The sequence below is a fragment of the Stenotrophomonas terrae genome (genome assembly GCF_001431465.1).
Taxonomy (GTDB): Bacteria; Pseudomonadota; Gammaproteobacteria; order Xanthomonadales; family Xanthomonadaceae; genus Stenotrophomonas; species Stenotrophomonas terrae.
In genome coordinates this window covers 49,500-68,127 of the sequence record NZ_LDJJ01000033.1, presented here as the reverse complement: position 1 = coordinate 68,127, position 18,628 = coordinate 49,500, and the positions used below count along the sequence as shown (strand labels likewise).

The 18,628-nt window shown below is 59.1% G+C and carries 14 protein-coding genes; 13 read left to right on the top strand and 1 reads right to left on the bottom strand.

Annotation, left to right across the window (positions count from 1 at the left end; all coding sequences use genetic code 11):
- Nucleotides 1-142: 142 nt before the first annotated feature.
- On the bottom strand, nucleotides 143-754 hold the full coding sequence (tssJ, locus tag ABB27_RS10315) for a type VI secretion system lipoprotein TssJ (protein ID WP_057628619.1): 612 nt from the start codon (nucleotides 752-754) through the stop codon (nucleotides 143-145).
- A 239-nt stretch (nucleotides 755-993) separates the two neighbouring features.
- Between tssJ and ABB27_RS10310 the strand changes: the two genes are divergently transcribed.
- From ABB27_RS10310 to ABB27_RS10255, 13 genes are all read left to right on the top strand, one after another.
- Nucleotides 994-1,623: a tetratricopeptide repeat protein gene (locus ABB27_RS10310; RefSeq protein ID WP_152984528.1), complete on the top strand. Its 630-nt coding sequence runs from the start codon at nucleotides 994-996 to the stop codon at nucleotides 1,621-1,623.
- 32 nt (nucleotides 1,624-1,655) lie between these two features.
- Complete coding sequence (gene tssB, locus ABB27_RS10305) at nucleotides 1,656-2,156, top strand: type VI secretion system contractile sheath small subunit (protein WP_057628618.1); 501 nt, start codon at nucleotides 1,656-1,658, stop codon at nucleotides 2,154-2,156.
- Between the two features lie 3 nt (nucleotides 2,157-2,159).
- Nucleotides 2,160-3,650: a type VI secretion system contractile sheath large subunit gene (gene tssC / locus ABB27_RS10300; RefSeq protein WP_057628617.1), complete on the top strand. Its 1,491-nt coding sequence runs from the start codon at nucleotides 2,160-2,162 to the stop codon at nucleotides 3,648-3,650.
- A 146-nt stretch (nucleotides 3,651-3,796) separates the two neighbouring features.
- On the top strand, nucleotides 3,797-4,294 hold the full coding sequence (locus ABB27_RS10295; RefSeq protein WP_057628616.1) for an Hcp family type VI secretion system effector: 498 nt from the start codon (nucleotides 3,797-3,799) through the stop codon (nucleotides 4,292-4,294).
- A gap of 120 nt (nucleotides 4,295-4,414) precedes the next feature.
- On the top strand, nucleotides 4,415-4,906 hold the full coding sequence (gene tssE, locus ABB27_RS10290; RefSeq protein ID WP_057628615.1) for a type VI secretion system baseplate subunit TssE: 492 nt from the start codon (nucleotides 4,415-4,417) through the stop codon (nucleotides 4,904-4,906).
- On the top strand, nucleotides 4,906-6,741 hold the full coding sequence (gene tssF, locus ABB27_RS10285; RefSeq protein WP_057628614.1) for a type VI secretion system baseplate subunit TssF: 1,836 nt from the start codon (nucleotides 4,906-4,908) through the stop codon (nucleotides 6,739-6,741). Before tssE ends, tssF begins: the two co-directional genes overlap by 1 nt.
- A complete protein-coding gene (gene tssG, locus ABB27_RS10280) occupies nucleotides 6,705-7,790 on the top strand; it encodes a type VI secretion system baseplate subunit TssG (RefSeq protein ID WP_057628613.1) in 1,086 nt (361 codons plus the stop codon). The genes tssF and tssG overlap by 37 nt, the downstream gene beginning before the upstream one ends.
- A gap of 66 nt (nucleotides 7,791-7,856) precedes the next feature.
- Entirely contained in the window at nucleotides 7,857-10,607 is a 2,751-nt protein-coding gene (gene tssH, locus ABB27_RS10275) for a type VI secretion system ATPase TssH (RefSeq protein ID WP_057628612.1), read from the top strand.
- A 21-nt stretch (nucleotides 10,608-10,628) separates the two neighbouring features.
- Nucleotides 10,629-10,979, top strand: a complete 351-nt coding sequence (locus ABB27_RS10270; protein WP_057628611.1) for a hypothetical protein — start codon at nucleotides 10,629-10,631, stop codon at nucleotides 10,977-10,979.
- 125 nt (nucleotides 10,980-11,104) lie between these two features.
- Nucleotides 11,105-13,849, top strand: a complete 2,745-nt coding sequence (locus ABB27_RS10265; RefSeq protein ID WP_057628610.1) for a type VI secretion system Vgr family protein — start codon at nucleotides 11,105-11,107, stop codon at nucleotides 13,847-13,849.
- Entirely contained in the window at nucleotides 13,846-14,691 is an 846-nt protein-coding gene (locus ABB27_RS19360) for a DUF4123 domain-containing protein (RefSeq protein ID WP_083491250.1), read from the top strand. The genes ABB27_RS10265 and ABB27_RS19360 overlap by 4 nt, the downstream gene beginning before the upstream one ends.
- A 1-nt stretch (nucleotide 14,692) precedes the next feature.
- Nucleotides 14,693-17,425 carry a T6SS effector BTH_I2691 family protein gene (locus ABB27_RS10260; protein WP_152984527.1) on the top strand — a complete coding sequence of 911 codons (2,733 nt, stop codon included), beginning with the start codon at nucleotides 14,693-14,695 and terminating at the stop codon, nucleotides 17,423-17,425.
- Between the two features lie 3 nt (nucleotides 17,426-17,428).
- Nucleotides 17,429-18,478: a DUF6708 domain-containing protein gene (locus tag ABB27_RS10255; RefSeq protein ID WP_057628608.1), complete on the top strand. Its 1,050-nt coding sequence runs from the start codon at nucleotides 17,429-17,431 to the stop codon at nucleotides 18,476-18,478.
- The last annotated feature ends 150 nt before the right edge of the window (nucleotides 18,479-18,628 follow it).

The following is an 18,628-nucleotide window of genomic DNA, read 5'->3' as shown; positions in this document are numbered from 1 at the left end:
GTCACATAATCGCTGCGCTGGCAGCCGATGTGAAAACTCCATTCACATCCTGTTTGCCACCGCCTCATGCGGTTTCAACGCGAAAGATACTAGCGCATGCTTGGCTGGCAATGTTGAAGAGGCTGCGAAAACCACGGCCCGATCAACGTGCTCCGGCGCAGCGGACCGACGCCAGGCTGCCCGAGTCGCCGGATATGCGGCTGCTCAGCGCGGCGCTGTCGGTAGTCAATGCGCAGGCATGCACGCCAAGGGTTATGCCGTCATTGGGAAGATTCTTGGTGCGTGCATCAAAGGCCATGCGCCAGCGCCCTTCAGCTGGTGAGCGGAACAGTGCGACCACGCCGATGACAGCGGTGCCATCACTAAGTTGTTCGGACAATTGCTGGCGTACACCCGGTGTCAGGACCACTTCATTGACCGATAGCAGGTCCGCGCCTAGGGCTGCTTGTTCCCCGGCCTGATCAAGGAAGGCATTGAAGGGCGCCTGTTCAAAACGTTGCCCGCTGCGCAGGTGGTAGATCTTCAATACCGCAGCGCTCGCACGCTTGTCATTGCCGGCATTGAGATTTGTCCCTGCGTAGATATTGAGCGGAATTACAGGAGGTTTCTCAGGCTTGGCTTCACGCAGCCCAACGGCTTGCAGTGTACTGTCCACGGCCTTGCCCAGCTTGCTGCCCGAAGCACAGCCGCCTAATGCGATGGTAGTAAGAAGGGAAAAAGTTGTGACTGAAACAACACGCAGAAGTTTGCTCATGTACGCATTCATTTAGTGATGGGCGCCATAAAAACAGCGGACGAATGACTACATCTGGATGCAAGTGCAGCACGCCGATGTGAAGGAAATGTTCAGAGCAAACAAATCGCGATTTCGAAAATGACTATACCGGCGCGCATTCCCGAATGTACACTGCCGCCGCTGGGACTGGATTCCCGCGAGTTGTATCGGCGGAAATGCGGCTCCCTTTAGGAACTTATTTCGACGAAGGAATCACTATGGATGTGAAGATGTTTGGGGCGGCAGCGTGTCGTTCGATGTTGGCGGTAGCGTTGCTGGCGGGGTTGGGGGCTTGTGCATCCACACCAAAGAAAGCGGCGGAAGTTCCTTTCGATGTAACGCTGGCAAATGCCGAGGCGCAGGTCTCGACGGCAGGTGCCGATGCTGCGATCAGTGCCTTTGAAGTCGCCGCCAAAGCAGACCCCACGCGTAAAGAACCCTGGGTGCGCATTGCCCAGTTGCAGTTCGATCAGGCCCGCTATGCGCGTGCCATTGTTGCGGCCGAAGAAGTGCTGCAACGCGATCCCGATGACCTTGTTGCCGATGGCGTACTGACCGTCGCAGGCTTCCGTATTGCCAACGAATCGCTGCAGCGCCTGAGTGGGCGCGGTGCATTGGCCTCTGAAACCGCACAGCGTGAAGCGCAGACCTTGGTCACCACGCTGCGTTCCACCATGGGCGACGCGATCCTGGAGACGGGCAAGCCGAAGCCGCAGCGTGCAACGCGACCGGCGGCACGTTCGACGGCAGCTGGTCGTCGCGCTGCGCCGCCTGCAGGTGCGCAGCCGCCACCGGCGCGCCCGGCACGTGACAACGGCGCCGATCCTTTCCAGAACATTGGCAACTAAGCCGGATCAACAGGACCAGTCAGGAGACACCCATGGCCAAGAAGGACAGCGTTCAAAAGCGGTTGCAGAAGATCCGGCCGCCGCGCGTGCAGCTTACCTATGACGTAGAGAAGGGCGACGCGATCGAGCAGAAAGAGCTGCCGTTTGTGGTTGGTGTAATGGGTGACTTCAGCGGCACGCCGGAGAATCCGCTGCCCAAGGTCAAGGACCGCAAGTTCGTCAACGTCGATCTGGACAATTTCGACGAAGTGATGGAAGCGGCCGGCCCACGCGCGGTATACCGCGTGCCCAACAAGGTCAGCGAGAGCGGTGGCGAGTTCGGCGTCGAGTTGAAGTTCAACTCGATTGAAGACTTCCGCCCGGAGTCAGTGGTGCAGCAGATCGATCCATTGCGTCGTCTGCTTGAGTCGCGCACCAAGCTGGCCGATCTACGCAACAAGCTGGCGGGCAATGAAAAGCTCGAAGACCTGTTGACCGATGTGCTCAACAACACCGAGCAGCTGAAGAAGCTCGGCGCGGCAAAGGAGGAGTAAGCGATGGCAGCTGAAGCCACACAACTGTCCGCGCCTGCCGCGGCTACCGAAGAAATCGACCTGCTTGATCAGATCGTCGAGAAGAGCAAGGTTGCCAAGTCGCGCACCGAGCACGAGCGTGCCAAGGACATCATCTCCGCGTTGGCGCAGGAGGTCATGGACGGCACCGTGGTGGTGTCCGACAATCTCAACCTGACCCTGGATGCGCGTATCGCCGAGATTGACCGGATCATTTCCGAGCAGCTCAGCGCGGTGATGCATGCCCCGGAATTCCAGCAGCTGGAAGGCAGCTGGCGCGGCCTGCACTACCTGTGCTCGCAGACCTCCACCGGTCCGAACATGAAGATCAAGGTCTTCAATTCGCCGAAGAAGGATCTGGTCAAGGATTTCAAATCGGCCATCGATTTCGACCAGAGCGCGTTGTTCAAGAAGGTCTATGAAGAAGAGTTCGGCACCTTCGGTGGTGCGCCGTTCGGTGCACTGATCGGCGACTACTTCCTCGGCCGCCAGCCGGAAGACATGTACTTCATCGAGCAGATGTCGCACGTGGCCGCTGCCGCGCATGCGCCGTTCCTGTCCGCTGCCAGCGAAGGCATGTTCGGCCTGGAGTCGTTCACCGACCTGGGCAAGCCGCGTGACCTGGCCAAGGTGTTCGACACGGTCGAGTACGCCAAGTGGAAGTCGTTCCGCGAGAGCGAGGACAGCCGCTATGTGGGCCTCACGCTGCCGCGTTTCCTCGGCCGCCTGCCGTACAACCCCAAGGACGGCACCACCGTCGAGGGCTTCAACTTCGTTGAAGAGATCGAAGCGGCAGACCATAGCAAGTTCCTGTGGTGCAACACCGCCTATGCGGCCGGTGCACGCCTGACCCAGGCATTTGAAAGCTATGGCTGGTGCGCGGCGATCCGCGGCGTGGAAGGCGGCGGCCTGGTCGAAGACCTGCCGACCCACACCTTCCGTACCGATGACGGCGAAGTGGCGCTGAAGTGCCCCACCGAAGTGGCTATCACCGACCGTCGTGAAAAAGAACTCAGTGACCTCGGCTTCATGCCGCTGGTGCACTGCAAGAACACCGACTATGCCGCCTTCTTTGGTGCGCAGTCGGCACAGAAGCCGAAGAAGTACAACACCGATTCGGCCAATGCCAACGCGATCCTGTCTGCGCAGCTGCAGTACATTTTCGCGGTTTCGCGTATCGCTCACTATCTGAAGGCGATGATGCGCGAAAAGATCGGCAGCTTCGCATCCGCGGGCAACGTCGAGGAATTCCTGAACCGGTGGATCGCCCAGTACGTATTGTTGGACGACAACGCCAGCCAGGAAGCCAAGGCGCAGTTCCCGTTGCGTGAAGCGTCTGTGCAAGTTTCGGAAGTGCCGGGTAAGCCCGGTGTCTACCGCGCGGTGGCCTTTATCAGGCCGCATTTCCAGCTCGATGAGCTGTCTGTTTCGTTGCGTCTGGTTGCCGAATTGCCGGCTTCCGCGAAGAAGTCGTAACGTTTTGCTGTTGCTGTAGCGTCAGATAGGGACTTCGGTCCCTATCTCGCGGTGGCGCACATTTCTAGAGGGCGAAGCCCCCCTCAACCGCCGAGCCCCCGCTTGGCAAACAATCTCACGGAAGAACGGAATTTAGGAGACCAGATATGCAACATGCTTTTCTTTCCATTGACACCATCAAGGGTGAGTCGCACGACGACAAGCACAAGGATTGGATCGAGATCCAGTCCTTCTCGCAGGATCTGCTGCAGCCGCGCTCGGCCACTGCCTCCACCTCTGGTGGTACCACGGCAGCCCGTGTGAATCTGTCGCCGATCGAAATCATCAAGTCGATCGACCTCGCTTCCACGGCCCTTAACCAGGCCGCCGCAAACGGCACCACCTTCCCGAAGGCTCGCGTTGAATTCATGCGCGCTGACAAGGACGGCAACGCGATCAATTACTACCTGGTCGAGCTGCTGAACGTGCTGGTACACCGCGTCACCACCACGGTTGACAAGGAAGGTATGCCGCAGGAAGTGGTTCAGTTGAGCTTTGGTGCCATCAAGTGGACTTACCAGCAGCAGAAGCCGGAAGGCGGTGTTGGTGGCAAGACCGTGGCGCAGTGGAGCGCAACCAAGAACATCCCGAACTACACCGTTTGATGATGTGTTCTGCGATGGCGCGTCAAGCGCCATCGCAGTCTCAATCCCGGCATGGCCAGGAAAGGCCCTGCAGTTGCATCGCTGCCTTTACGCACGGATGCCCAGCTACCGGAAACAACGATGAAGGGACTCGAACCCAGCCTGTTGGAAAAGCTGTTTGACGATAACCCGCGCAGCGCGGGCGCCGGGCCGATATTCAAGTCCGTATCGCTGGAGCAGTACAAGGAATCCATCGCCCGCGACCTGGAGGGGCTACTGAACTCGCGCGCCGCATTCCAGGAAAGCGATATGGCGGAGTTCCCGAACTGCCGCCAGTCCCTGTTGACCTACGGGCTTGCCGACTTCTCGGCGATGAGCCTGGCCAATGCCTATGACCGTTCCGCCATCTGCCGCTCGCTGGAGCAGGCGGTTGGCCGCCACGAGCGCCGTTTGAAGAACGTCAGCGTGCAGCTTGATGCAGGCAATCAGTTCGCCGGCGGGCTGCACTTCACCATCCATGCGCTGCTGGATCTTGAGCCCGCACGTGAGCCGGTGAGTTTCGATGCAATGTTGCAGCCCTCGACGCTGCAGTACCAGGTCACCCGCGCCCGGCGCACTCAACAGGCGCTCTGATGCAGGATCTGCTGCCCTTCTACGAGCGTGAACTTGCCTACCTGCGCCGTTATGGCCGCGAGTTCGCCGAACGTTACCCCAAGATTGCCGGCCGCCTGCAGCTCTCCGCTGATGGCAGCCAGGACCCGCACGTCGAGCGTTTGATCGAGGCGTTCGCGCTGTTGACGGCACGCGTGTCCAAACGCATCGATGATGACTACCCCGAATTCACCGATGCGCTGCTGGACGTGTTGTATCCGCACTATCTGCGGCCGTTCCCGTCGTGCGCCATCGCCTATTTCGACATGGACGGTGTTGCCTCCAAGCTGAGTGCGCCGGTGCGAATCCCGCGCGGCACCTCGCTGCAGAGCCGGGCGGTGCGCGGCGTTCCCTGCGATTTCCGCACCAGCTACGACGTGGTGTTGGCGCCGATCAGCATTTCTACGGTCGCCTACCGTGCTGTGGCCGATGCACCCATGGCGACGGCTTTGCCGACTGGCAGCGGCGCGCAGATCTCGCTAGGTTTCCAGTTGTTGTCCGATCAGCTTGGCTTTGGCCAACTGGGCACCGACAAGCTGCGGCTGTTCCTGGATGGCGAGCCCTCGGTGCGCGCCGCTTTGCGCGATGCACTGCTGCTGGGGGTGAAGGCTGCCTATGTTGAATCCGATGGTGACGGCCGCTGGCGCCGACTGGATGCAGCGCCGATCACGCCGGTAGGGTTCGCTGACAATGAGGCGCTGATAGATTTCCCGGCGCGCTCGCATCCGGCCTATCGTCTGTTGACCGAGCTGTTTGCCTATCCGGAGAAATTCGGCTTCGTCGACCTTGACCTGACTGCTGCCAGCGCAGGCGCCAGTCGCCGTTTCACCTTGCACCTGATCCTGCATGCCGGTCAGCAGGAGCGCAGCAACGCGATGGTGCTGGAGGATATCGGCACGCATAACGTGCGGCTTGGCTGCACTCCCATCGTCAATCTGTTCAAGATCAACGGCGAGCCCATCCGGGTAACCCATCGCACCGTGAACTACCCGGTGCTTGCCGATGCGCGGCGCGCCTTCGCCTACGAAGTGCATTCCATCGATTCGGTGCACCGCATCCGGCAGACGCCGCAGGGCGAGGCGATCCACGAGTTCCGTCCGTTCTATTCGCTGCATCATGGCGAAGATCCGGATCGGACCGGGCAGTACTGGGTTGCTCGCCACGATGAAGACATCGCACGGCAGAGCCCGGGTTTCGAGATGGAGATCAGCTTTGTCGATCTCTCGTTCAATCCGGTGCTGCCGCAGACCGATACCGTCAGCCTGGAACTGACCTGCAGCAACCGCGATCTACCGCATCAGCTCGCCCACGGTGTGGCCGGTGGCGACCTGAGCATCGAAGGCGGCAGCCCCGCACGCGCAATTACCCTGCTGCGCAAGCCGACCCGGCCGCTGCGCTTCCGTCATGGGCGCAGCGCGCAATGGCGTTTGATCTCGCATCTTTCGCTGAACCAGCTGTCGCTGAGCGGTAGCGGCTTGGCTGCGTTGAAGGAAATGCTGCGGCTGTACGACATGTCCGGCAGCAATGTTTCCGCGCGCCAGGTGGACGGCATTCTCGCGCTGGAGCAGGTGCCTGCCACCACCTGGATGTCCGGGCGCCAGTTCGCATCGGTGGTGCGTGGCCTGGAAATTCGTTTGACCATCAATGAGGCCCACTTTGTCGGCACCGGCGTGGCTGCATTCGCGCAGGTGATGGATCACTTCTTCGCACTGTATGTGCATGCCAACAGTTTCACCCGACTGGTGCTGATTTCCGGCGACAGCGGGGAGGAGATCGTCCGATGCCAAGCGCGCAGCGGCGAATCGATCCTGGCGTAGCCCAGCAGCTGCTGGCAGAGCCGCACCGCTTCGAGTTCTTCCAGGCGGTGCGGCTGCTTGAGCAGGTATTCGAGCGGCAGGGCGTGAAGTCGGGCCAGGCGATTCCGATGCGGGTGCGCTTCCGCAACAACCTTTCGCTGGGCTTCCCGGCGACCGAGTTGTCGGCCGATGGCGAGGTGTACTCGCTGGCCGGTGATCGCCTGCAGGAGCGCGATGCCATCGAGCAGGCACTGGCCAGCGAAACCCTGGGCGAGGTTCACCTGACGCCGCAATTCATGGGTCTGCTGGGTACGGCCGGTGCGCTGCCGCTGCATTACACCGAGACCTTGCAGATCCGCGAGTTGTACGAGCGCGATCGCACTGCACGCGCCTTCCTGGATATCTTCTCGACACGTGCGGTGGCGCTGCACTACGCGGCGTGGAAAAAGCACCGGTTGGCGCTGCAGTACGAGCTGGACCGCCGCGAACGCTTCCTGCCTTTGGTGCTGTCGTTGCTCGGCATGGGCATGCACGAGTTGCGCGACCGCTTGCACGATGGCGAAGGCGATATTTTCGATCAGGCCGTGGCCTATTATGCCGGCGCCATCCGTCAGCGGCCGGTGTCGGCGGCCTTGATGCAACGCGTGCTGTCCGATTACTTCCAGGTGCCACTTGATGTCGAACAGTTTGTGGGTGCCTGGTATCGGGTGCCGGCGGGGCAGGCGACGCGGCTTGGCCAGGCAAACGCCGTTCTGGGCGCTAGCGCGCTGGCCGGTGGCCGCGTATGGCAGCGCGACCTGCGCCTGCGCCTGCGTATTGGTCCGCTTTCAAAGAAGGCGTTTGATGATTTCCTGCCCGGTGGCAACGCGGCCTTGGCGTTGGCCAAGTGGCTGTCGCTGCTGACCGGCGGGACGCTGGAGTACGAAGTGCGGCTGGTATTGCGCGCAGAGGATGTCCAAGGCAGCGCACTGGGAAATGGTGCGCGCCTGGGATGGGACAGCTATATGTGCACTCGCGGCCAGACCGATGCGCGCGACGACACCACCTATGGCATCCACACATTGCAATGACAACGCGCCGCCGGTGGCAACGCCGACGGTAATTGAACGGTTTCAGCAGGGAGTGCGTGGTTCCGCATGAGCATCAACCTCAAAACACTTATCAGCAAGTTGGACGACACCTGCCGCCAGGCGACCCAGCGCGCAGCCAATCTGTGCATGGCGCGCGGCAACTACGAGGTGGATCTGGAGCATCTGTTCCTGGCCCTGCTCGAGCAGCCCAAGAGCGACTTCGTGCTGATTGCCCAGCGCAGCGGCATTTCGCCGGAGTCGCTGGAGCGCGACCTCAGTGACGAGATCAGCCAGTTCAAGACCGGCAATACCCGCACCCCGGTGTTTTCCCAGCACCTGCCGGCCTTGTTCGAGCATGCCTGGTTGATTGCCTCGCTGGATTCGGAAACCACCCGCATCCGTAGTGGCCACCTGCTGCTGGCGTTGCTGACCGAGCCGGATCTGTCGCAGCTGGCCTATCGCGGTTCCAAGTTGTTCGTGCGCTTCAAGCGCGAGGAGCTCAAGCACGATTTCGCCAAGCTGACCGAAGGCTCGCAGGAAGCGCAGACGGTGCGCTTCGCCGACGCTTCGGCTACGGGCGAAGGTGGTGGCGAGGATGCAGATGCGGTGCCGGGCGAGGCCAAGGGCGGTCTGTCGAAGACGCCAGCGCTGGACCAGTTCACCACCAATCTCACCCAGCGTGCACGCGACGGCAAGATCGATCCGGTGATCGGTCGTGATGGCGAGATCCGTCAGGTGATCGACATCCTGATGCGCCGCCGCCAGAACAATCCCATCCTCACCGGTGAGGCCGGCGTCGGTAAAACCGCCGTTGTCGAAGGCTTGGCGCGTCGCATTGCCGAAAAGGATGTGCCCGAAGTGCTGCAGGGCGTGGAGCTGCACACCCTGGACATGGGCTTACTGCAGGCCGGTGCCAGCGTCAAGGGCGAGTTCGAGAACCGCCTGAAGAACGTGATCGACGAGGTGAAGAAGAGCCCGCACCCGATCATCCTGTTCATCGACGAAGCCCACACCATGATTGGCGCCGGCGGTACCGCCGGCCAGAACGATGCCGCCAACCTGCTCAAGCCAGCATTGGCGCGCGGCGAGCTGCGCACCATCGCCGCAACCACCTGGAGCGAGTACAAGAAGTACTTTGAAAAGGACGCCGCCCTGGCGCGCCGCTTCCAGGTAGTGAAGGTGGAAGAGCCCAGCGAAGTGCTGGCCGCCGCGATGTTGCGTGGCATGGTCAGCCTGATGGAAGCGCACTTCGGCATCCGCGTGCTCGACGAAGCAGTGACGGAGGCCGTGCGCCTGTCGCACCGCTACATCAGCGGCCGGCAGCTGCCGGACAAGGCTGTCAGCGTACTGGATACCGCCTGTGCCAAGGTCGCCCTTGGGCAGAGCGCGACTCCGGCCATCATCGAAGACACCCGTAAGCATCTGGATCGGCTCGAGGCCGAACTGGCCGCGCTGCAGCGCGAGACTGCCGGCGGCAGCACCCAGCACGAAGAGCGTCTGGCCGAACTGAAGGCGCAGCAGCTTGAAGCACAGGCAGTGCTGGCCAGCAACGAGCAGCGCTTGAGCGTTGAGCGCGAGCTGGCGGGGCGTGTCGCTGCCCTGCGCCAGCAGTTGGAGCAGGGCGTGGCGGGCGAGGGCGATGCGGAAGCAGCTGCGGAAGGGCAGGCAGACGTCGCTGTGGCCAAGGTTGCCGGCAAACGCGGCAAGGCCGCTCGCGAGCTGTCACCGCAGCATGCAGAGCTTGCGAAGCTGCAGGCCGAACTGCGCGATTTGCAGGGCGAGACGCCGATGGTGCCGTTGCAGGTGGATGGTACCGTGGTCGCTGAGATTGTGTCGGCGTGGACCGGTGTGCCGCTGGGCCGCATGGTCAAGGATGAAATCCGCACCATCCGCTCGCTTGGCACGCTGCTGGAAGAACGTGTCATCGGCCAGGACCACGCACTCGACGCCATCGCCCAGCGCGTACGTACTGCAACCGCCAAGTTGGAAGACCCGAACAAGCCGCGTGGTGTGTTCATGTTCGTTGGGCCATCGGGCGTGGGCAAGACCGAGACCGCGTTGGCGCTGGCCGACATCCTCTATGGCGGTGAGCGGAAGCTGATCACCATCAATATGAGCGAGTACCAGGAAGCGCATAGCGTGTCCGGCCTGAAGGGCTCACCCCCGGGTTACGTGGGCTACGGTGAAGGTGGCGTGCTGACCGAAGCTGTACGCCGCAATCCTTACAGCGTGGTGTTGCTGGATGAAGTTGAGAAGGCGCACCCGGATGTTCTGGAAATGTTCTTCCAGGTGTTCGACAAGGGCGTGATGGATGACGCTGAAGGCCGCGAGATTGATTTCCGCAATACCTTGATCATCCTCACGTCCAACATCGGCTCCTCGCAGATCATGCAGTCCTGCCTGAACAAGCCGGCCGAGGAGATCCCCGCTGCGGACGCGCTTGCCGAAGCGCTGCGCCCGATCCTGATGCGCAGCTTCAAGCCTGCCTTCCTTGGCCGCTTGAAGGTAGTGCCTTACTACCCGATCAGCGACGACGTGCTGGTGCGCATCATCACCCTCAAACTCGGCCGTATACGTGACCGCGTCAGTGCCAACCACAAGGCAGCTTTCAGCTGGGACGAAGGCCTGGTTGAAGCCGTGCTTGCGCGCTGCACCGAAGTGGATTCGGGTGCGCGCAACGTGGACCACATTCTCAACGGCACCTTGCTGCCGGAGATCGCAGAGAACGTGTTGACGGCCATGGCCGAAGGCACGCGTATCAACAGCATCAAAGTCAGCGCCGGCAAGAAGGGCGACTTCAAATACAAAGTTTCTTGATTACGGACGAAGGAGAACAACATGGATTTCTACGGATTTGACCGCAAAGAAGCACTGAGCCACTGCGACAGCCTGGAGCTGGGCCTGGGGCGCGACCTGGACCGCGTACGCGCCTGGAACCGGCTGCGTCCGGAGCACATCATCGAACTGCTGGACAGCGCCGTACCGGCTGCACGGCAGGATGCACGCAACGTGGCCGCTCAGATCAGCCGCGGCTCCTGGCGTATCCATATGGACAGTGCTCCGGTTGGCAAGCCGCAGCTGGTAAGCAACGTACGTGAAGTGCTGATTGCCGCCGGCGGCCGTGACTACCGCCTGCATATCAGCGAAGGCGTTCGCCTGCGCCTTGAGGAAATTGTGCAGAGCGCTTGATCGTCAGGTAACAACGTCATCCCGGTGCTGGCGGGCACCGGGAATGGCGGCAGCGAATGTTTGCATCAACCGTTTTCAGTCCGGAGCGTAGTGCGCACTACGCTCCATGAAGGCAGATCAACACCATGGATTTGGTAAACAACGTATTGGCAGCCCTGGCTGGGCCGGCACAGACACAACGCTTCCTGCGGCTGCATACCGCGCTGGGCAGCGAGGTGCTGATTGCCGAAACCCTGGATGGCATCGAGCAGATCGACGGCATCGGCTTTCAATGGACGATCACTGCGCTGTCGGTTGACGCCGGCGTGCAGCTGCAGCCGCTGATCGGGCAGGCTGCGCTGCTGCAATTGCAGCAGGCTGACGGCAGCCATCGGCCCTTGCACGGACGCATCACTGCCGCCGAACGGATTGGCAGCAACGGCGGGCTTGCCCGCTATCGCCTGCGCCTGCAGCCATGGCTGGCGTTTCTGTCGCAGCGTGTGGACAGCTATGTGTTCCACGACAAGACCGTGGTCGAGATTGTCGAAGACATCTTCGCGGACTACGAAGGCGTGGCACCGGAGTGGCGCTGGCTGCTGAACGATGCCAGTCAATACGCCAAGCGCAGCTTGACCACGCAGTATCAGGAAAGTGACCTGGCTCTCGTACAGCGTCTGCTGGCCGAAGAAGGCATTTTCTACTGGTTCGAACACGAAGGCGATGCCGATGCATCAGCCTTCGGCAAGCACACCCTGGTGCTTGCCGATCATAGCCACGACGTCACCGATCTGGGCAGCGTGCGCTTTCACCGCAGCGATGAAACCGAGCGCAGCGACAGCATCCAGCAATGGCAGGAGCGACGCAGTTGGTCCACCGCAAAGGTGGAGCGCGCCAGCTGGGACTACCGCAGCCTGGAACGACGGCAAGCCAGCGCTGAGGCAGAGCAGGGCAGCGGGCTGGGTATCGTCGACCAGGACACCAGTGGTCCTTACGGCTGGCAGGACAATGCCCGCGGCCAACGCCGCGCGCAGCAGCATCTGGACGCATTGCGGGTGCGTTCGCACCTGATCGAAGGCACCGGCCAATGGCGCGCACTCGCACCCGGCGCAAAGCTCGCGTTGTCGCAGCATCCGCAGGTTGCCGGCGACGCCGACTTCCTCTGCATCTCGGTCCGTCACCAGGCGCGCAACAACCTCGACGCCGAGATATTCGACGCGCTGGAGCAGGCACTGGGCCCAATCAATCAGCGCTCACTGACGCTGCCGAGCGCCCTGGCTGGCATCAGCAATGGCGCAGAGCGCAACGACATCGACACCGGCTTCTACGACAACCAGTTCGCAGTAATTCCGGCCGAGGTCATCTACCGCCCACAGACCGAAGACGGTCACGGCGTGCACCTGCACCCACGGCCCAGCATTACCGGCACCCTGAGCGCGATTGTGGTCAGCGACGGCGATCCCTTGCTCTCTGATCGCGACCATCGCATCAAAGTGCAGTTCCCGTGGCAGCGCGGCGGCAACGCCAGCAATGGTCTCTCGCACCCCGCAGGTGACGATAATGCGCCCGCCGATGGCAAGGCCTGGACCTGGGTACGCGTGATGACACCGTGGGCGGGTGACAACTGGGGCGGTGTGGTCTTGCCGCGGCGTGGTCAGGAAGTGCTGGTTGCCTTCCTTGAAGGCGACATCGACCGCCCGGTGATAGTCGGCGCGCTCTACAACGGCCGCGGCCAGCAGGATGCACAACACAATCAGCTCAACAGCGCCGGCGCGAACGCCACCGGCAATGCCGCCGCCTGGTTTGAGGGCAATGATCACGCGGCGGTGTATACCGGCTTCAAGAGCCAGGCGCTGGCAGAGAGCCAAAGTGGCACCGGTGGTTACCAGCAGCTGCGCTTCGACGATACGCCCGGACAAGGTCGCGCCCAGCTGTCTACCACGCAACACGACACCACCTTGACCCTTGGTCATTTGAAAGGCGGTAGCGACAATGTGCGCGACGGCGAACGCGGCTTCGGCGTCGAACTCTCCACCCAGGCACACGGCAGCCTGCGCGCCGGTCGCGGCCTGCTGCTGACCACCGAGGAAGGCACGCCGCAGATGGCCGCGCCACAGGCCATCGCACAGCTGCAGCAAGGCCACGACCTGCTCAAAAGCCTCGCCGATTCGGCAGCGGATCAAGCCGCGCAACTACCCAAAGATCCAGCAGAACTGCCCATCGATCAAACCCTGAGCGAATTGCAGGAACAACTGAAAGCAACGCACAGCGGCAGCGCTGGCAGCATCAGTGGTGGCGATGGCGAAGCGCCCGGCTGGAGCGCGCCGGTCCTACTCGGCAGCGGCGTAGCTGGCGTAATGAGCCTGACCCCGGCTGATCAGGCCTGGGTAAGCGGCACCCACACCTTGCTGAGCAGCGGCGTTGCCCTGAACTGGATGACGCAAGGCTCACTCAGCCTGGCTGTCGCCCAAGGCTTGGTGCTGTACACCGTAGGCAGCGAGGCCAGCAAAGACAGCCCGAATCAGGAGCGAGGCATCGCCCTGCACGCAGCACAAGGCAAGGTAAGCGCTCGCGCGCACAAGAACCAAGCCACGATCGCCGCGAAAACCAATGTCCGCATCGCCAGCACCGAAGCCGATATCGAGATGGCGGCGCCAAGCAAGCATCTGCTGGCTACTGCAGCGGGTGCCTACATTCGGATTGAAGGCGACAACATCGAGTTGGGCGCGCCCGGGAAGATTGAGTTCAAGGCGAGCCAGAGGGATTGGGTGGGGCCTGCGGGCGTGACATCTGAAGCCACTGTCCCGCAAAGCACTCATAAGGCTTGCGAGTACCGCGTCCGTGCGGCGGAGGTTTCCGGAGCAGGTTTTGTTCCACTTGGGCGCGCGGTATGAGGCTGGATCACAGAATTTTCAATGAGCATCAGTATGCTCTTATGAATCCGTTACAAATGGACAGGCGCTTGGCGAGCTTGTGGCCCAGTACTCCTCTTGTGCCTGCGGAACTACGAGCTCAACAGCATGTCTTCCCTTACCTGATTGATCTCGGATGCATGTCTGCCGATGAAAGGTTGCATGCGTTGGATAGGACTGTTGAATACGCTCGATGCCATGAGCAGAGCCCGTTCTCCGCCCTGATAGCTAGTCAAGAAAGCCAGGCACGTTTACGCAGTCACCTCTCACGAGTCATGGTCAGACAAGTTGAAGGCGAAAAAATGCTCTTCCGATACTACGATCCACGAGTTTGGGAATGTCTGCTTTGGATATTGAGTGAAGCACAAATTGGCTCCTTGCTGGGTCCTGTTGTTCGTTGGACCGCGCCATTGGTTGGAGGGGAGGATTGGATTTCGTACGTTGGTACGGGGATGTCGCAAGAACCGTTGGTGTTCGATGCTACGCAGCTTCGAGCTATTGCGTCGCTGGCTTCGGTAAACCGCGTGGTCGCACGGCTTAACGTTGATGTCGAACAGGTGATGCGGCCGGATGGGCTAACCCAGCGCATCTACAAAGAGATCGAATGCGCGCGAAGTTTCGGTCTGACAGATTTGGATGACCAGGAGGCCTTTGCCCATATTTCAATCTCCGAGTCGCCGCTAATTCATGAAAATCTGGATTTTCGAGAAGCGATCCACATTGCAAAGGCCGATCCCGGCGCGTATCGCAGCATTGTGACAAGTCTGGTCGAGCATCTGCATGCCCAACCATTGAATATTTGTGAAAGTTACGGAGCTAGATAGCATGGAACGTAGGCCGACACAGTCGTGCGATCCCGCAAAAAAATGCGATGTGTGTGATCAGGTGGGTTTGCCCATATTGCCAGTGCGTTACGCAATTTGTCGTTCAGATGTGAAGGATAGTTGGCAGGGCCCACGATTGAGTGGAAGCTTCGGCAAGGAAGTATCTGCTATCTCACTGCCTGACGGCGAGGCTCACTATACGCTGAGGCTTGCCCGCTATGGATACCTCTATGTATTCAATGAAGTCAGAGGTGAATGGAAGGGCTTTCAGGTAACAAGTGATTCTTATCTACTTGAGTTCGACCCTCATGGTGTTCCACCACCTCGCGAGGAGTTCGAGCCAAGCTGTGCCCGAATGGCTGATTCTCAGGTTGCTAGGTTTGTAACTATTCCAGATCCAAAACGGGCGGGTAATGTGTGGTTCGGGTTTAGCGAAGCGCCTTGGCCTGCAGAGGTGCTGAAGCGCAACCGAACCGCTGCCGAGCGTAGGAAGCACATGCGTTGTGTCAACGTGCAGAACTGGCTTGGCGGAAAGGCGATTGAACACGCGGGCAATGCACTTGATGCAACTGTACAAGTGAGTGAATTTAAATTCGGCAAACTACCCAGGCAAAGCAGCGTAACTAATATTCCCTTCGCTGCTTCTAGCAATCCAACACCGGTAGTGCCAGGAAAACCTATTCTAGTCGATGGGGTTGTTTCCTCCGTTCTTGAAACGGTCACCGTGTATTGGAATCCAGGGTTTGATTTCTCATTCCTCCCTTTCTGCAGGAGCAAGCAGGATTTACCCGGAATGGAGTCTTGGCTGCAGAAGTCGGCTTCGATTGGGCGTCCGATGATGCTGGCACTCAATGATCCGGCGGGAATTACGCAAGAATTGTCTGCGCTGATGAGGGAAAAAGCACGTGATTTTGAGGAGGAAAATGATAGGGCTTGGAAACAGGTAAGTGCAGTTGCTATTCATAGCATGCGACAGGCTATTGAAGATCAGTCCGCCGCTGAAGAGTTGAGTTCCGTAAGGTCGAGAGTATATACAGGCCGAGCAGCTATCGAACTATATGCAGCCGGTGTGACCAAGATTCCAGATGAGTTGACGCCGGAGCAAGATAGAAATGCTCGCGATTCTGCGTGGAAAAGGTATCGGGATGATTATGACGATGATGCACTTAACGCGTTCGAATCTAACCTCGAAGGGGAGATGCATGATTATACAGTCGCACACATCACGCCCCTGGCGTTAAGTTTTGTCAAGTGGTATGGGCACGATCTGTTTAGGTCGTGGCTTGCTTGCAATCACCACGAAGAAGTTTCGTATAGCTCGATGCGACTGACAGAGATTGTCGATAACTCGTTGGATGGGATTGTTGGACATGAGGCCATTCAGGCGGCGGTTCTCCAAGATTTAGTTGGAAACTTTACTGATTTAAAAAATGCAACAATGCGCGCCTTGACTCTGAACGACAGTCTTGCTGCTGAGGTGATTCAGCAGCAATCAAAGTCGCTCGCGGATAATCCTGGAGCTTGGTCCAACCTTTTCAAAGCATATGGTCATGTTCTGACGCGGGGGCGGGAAAAGCCCCAGGAACTTCAACGAGGATTGGGTCTGGTCGCAAACTTGGTATACAAAATCTCCGGCGGGATCGTAACTTGTCTTTCCAAGGCGGGATCCGGGCTCAGACGAGGTGCTGTCAACGTTGCTATTACGGCTGCAGCCAGAAATAACATGCTAGGACTTCTGGGAGTCCTATCTGGAAAGAGAATCGAACGCATTGGAATTCAGGCTTCCGAGAGGGAAATGGCGCATTTTCTCACTGAGGCGTTGAGTCAAGGGCAGCCGGGCATAGACAAACAGCAGTTGCGTGCTCGGATCGATCAACACCTGCGACAGGAACTAAATGAACGAAGTGGCGCGCGGGCGGCTACCGGCGAACGGAATGCTCGAGGTCGAAAAGTTTTTCAGTGGGCGATATTTTGGGATCAGCGCGCCATAAGTGCTGCGAGAGGGGGCAGCCCAGGTGCTCTCGGGAACCTTTTGATGACCGAAGACCAAATAAGGTCCATGGTTCAGAACAGGACATCCCAGCATCTGGGTCCCCGCGTGAGCTTGGATGTGCGTCTGGGTGTGGTTGGTCTTGTATTAGACGCTTGGAACACTTGCGATGCCTATGGGAAGCTTGACGTCAAATCCGAAGGTCCGGCGCTCCGCAGGGGGCTTTCAATGGCCTCCGCCTTGATGGGATTTGTTGCGACAAGCGTTGAGCTCGCCGGACTTGGCTTGGAGAAGACGCAGTGGGGTAGAGCAGCCTTGCAAAACGAGATCAGATTTGGTGCCGCGCGTGCAGCCACTCGGGCTGGAGCAATTGGTTTTTATGCTCGCGCTTTTGGTGTGGTCGGGGGTATTTTGGGTGCCGTTGTTGACGGATGGAAGGCTATGGATGCTATCAGAAAAGGTGATATTCCTATGGCCGTCTTCTATGGTGTCACGGCGATCTCTGGTGTGGTGGTAAGCATTTTGATGCTCGCTGGCGTTCTTACCGTCGGGGTGGGCTTCGTAGTTCTGCTCGTTCTTGGACTACTGAGTATGTTGGGGGAGTGGTTGATAAATCTAGTTCGCGACGACAAAATTGAGGTATGGATAGATAAGACCCCATTTGGTGTGAATAATCATGGCCGTTTTGAATCCGTAGAGGATCAGGAAACTGCTTACAATGCGTTAATGCCGGCAGGGGGATAAACTATGAGTCAGTTTGCGGGTTGGTTAGCCCAGCGTTACAAAGTTGCGCGTCCTCTGTCCGATTACGAGGTCGCCGCTGGATTTGATAAGCTTTCCTCATTCAAGATTTCGAAGCCGATTGATCAGGGTTTGATCGCCATAAACTCGACATACATAGAATATGTCGATAGACATTTCGATTATCGTGGTTGGGCGGCGATGTGGGGTGCGCTGATGATTGCACTCGTACTCGCATTCGCGGCCGGGATGATATGGACAATTTGGCAGGTACAGGTCGGCGGAGAGCGAGTAGTTGCACAGGCTGAGTACTATGCGGTTGGTTTCTTGGTCTTATTATGTCTGTTATGCGCGGGACTTGCATACTGGATGCTGCTGGGCCGGGATATTTTTAGATATCAATACTATCCAATAAGGTTCAATCGCGAGACGGGGATGGTCCACGTATTTATTGGTGGTCAGAGCCGCGCGATATCCGTGCCTTGGAAGGATGTCTACTTCTATATCGGACGAGACAAGCCTGTTGGACCAGATGAAGGTCATACCTATGATCTGCGCGGTAATGTAATGCGTGACGGAATTGTGATTCACACTTTCGCAGTGGGTTCTGATAGCGGCGATAGTCTTGGAGTGTCTTTGGCCAGTTGGGAGATGATCAAACGCTTCATGGAATCCGGCCCAGCTGCTTTGCCGTTTCCGCCGTTGCAGCTATTCACATCGGTTGAGCCTAGCTTTCGAAATTCTTTCATCATTCACATATCTTCTCCTGGTCAGGGAATGATTTTGTTGGGACTTCCGTTAACTTTCCCTTGGGCGGTGTCGCGCTATCTGACGATGATGCTTTGTCGTAAGCCCGTTTGGCCAGCGTCCGTGCTTGCAGATTCTAGGTCTCGCAGCGGTCAAGTCGATGGCCTCAAAGCGCCGGCAGTCTTTGGGCGAGTGAGGCAGGGGCCTAAGGCGGAGGCGATGATGACCTATTGGAAGGAATCAGTGCAGGAGGCAAAAGCCTTGGACGCAGATTTGAAGACACAAATCTATGGAAAGGCCGTCGTTTAAGGGATTCGCAAAGTATTCGTAATTCTATAAATTGACCAATTATTGAAGCCTAATTAAGTCGGTGTAAGGCTTGCTCGAATCAGTTTATTCCGCTTCAGACCCGGAGTTGACTCGCAACCGAAAATAAGTTGGCGTCGGCGAAGAAGCAGT

Bases quoted from the DNA above. Each gene is read 5' to 3' on its own strand.
- tssB (WP_057628618.1), top strand. From the start codon at position 1,656: ATGGCCAAGAAGGACAGCGTTCAAAAGCGGTTGCAGAAGATCCGGCCG.
- ABB27_RS10260 (WP_152984527.1), top strand. From the start codon at position 14,693: ATGGAACGTAGGCCGACACAGTCGTGCGATCCCGCAAAAAAATGCGAT.
- ABB27_RS10295 (WP_057628616.1), top strand. From the start codon at position 3,797: ATGCAACATGCTTTTCTTTCCATTGACACCATCAAGGGTGAGTCGCAC.
- ABB27_RS10255 (WP_057628608.1), top strand. From the start codon at position 17,429: ATGAGTCAGTTTGCGGGTTGGTTAGCCCAGCGTTACAAAGTTGCGCGT.
- ABB27_RS10270 (WP_057628611.1), top strand. From the start codon at position 10,629: ATGGATTTCTACGGATTTGACCGCAAAGAAGCACTGAGCCACTGCGAC.
- tssJ (WP_057628619.1), bottom strand. From the start codon at position 754: ATGAGCAAACTTCTGCGTGTTGTTTCAGTCACAACTTTTTCCCTTCTT.
- ABB27_RS19360 (WP_083491250.1), top strand. From the start codon at position 13,846: ATGAGGCTGGATCACAGAATTTTCAATGAGCATCAGTATGCTCTTATG.
- tssF (WP_057628614.1), top strand. From the start codon at position 4,906: ATGCAGGATCTGCTGCCCTTCTACGAGCGTGAACTTGCCTACCTGCGC.
- tssE (WP_057628615.1), top strand. From the start codon at position 4,415: ATGAAGGGACTCGAACCCAGCCTGTTGGAAAAGCTGTTTGACGATAAC.
- ABB27_RS10310 (WP_152984528.1), top strand. From the start codon at position 994: ATGGATGTGAAGATGTTTGGGGCGGCAGCGTGTCGTTCGATGTTGGCG.
- tssG (WP_057628613.1), top strand. From the start codon at position 6,705: ATGCCAAGCGCGCAGCGGCGAATCGATCCTGGCGTAGCCCAGCAGCTG.
- tssH (WP_057628612.1), top strand. From the start codon at position 7,857: ATGAGCATCAACCTCAAAACACTTATCAGCAAGTTGGACGACACCTGC.
- ABB27_RS10265 (WP_057628610.1), top strand. From the start codon at position 11,105: ATGGATTTGGTAAACAACGTATTGGCAGCCCTGGCTGGGCCGGCACAG.
- tssC (WP_057628617.1), top strand. From the start codon at position 2,160: ATGGCAGCTGAAGCCACACAACTGTCCGCGCCTGCCGCGGCTACCGAA.